This is a genomic window from Pseudoalteromonas sp. S4492, from assembly GCF_005886115.1.
Lineage (GTDB): Bacteria > Pseudomonadota > Gammaproteobacteria > Enterobacterales > Alteromonadaceae > Pseudoalteromonas > Pseudoalteromonas gelatinilytica.
In genome coordinates, this window is record NZ_PNCP01000375.1 from 1 (window position 1) to 261 (window position 261).

The window sequence follows — 261 nt, forward strand, 5'->3', positions numbered from 1 at the left end:
GTGAGATAGAGAAATCACTTCCTCCTGTAAAGCTTCGATTCTGGAGTGCGCCATGGGTGTTTAATGCAATCGTACAGACCGGGAGGGGTTTTGAGGGCTCTTCTATCGGGCTTTGATTCGACTTACTTTTTTTTTTTCCAGATATCAACTTCTTAAAAGCACTCTTTGGCTTGGGGGATGTCCCCTGTTCAGAAACGGGAGGCTTTTCAACTTCCTGTTTAGTCTCAGAGGCTGTTTTCATGACCTGCCTGTGGACATATT

At 45.2% G+C, this 261-nt stretch carries 1 protein-coding gene; it reads right to left on the reverse strand.

Annotated elements, in window-relative coordinates:
- A partial coding sequence (locus CWC28_RS22470) for a hypothetical protein (RefSeq protein ID WP_212746846.1) occupies nt 1-241 on the reverse strand: 241 nt, incomplete at its 3' end.
- Nucleotides 242-261 lie beyond the last annotated feature (20 nt).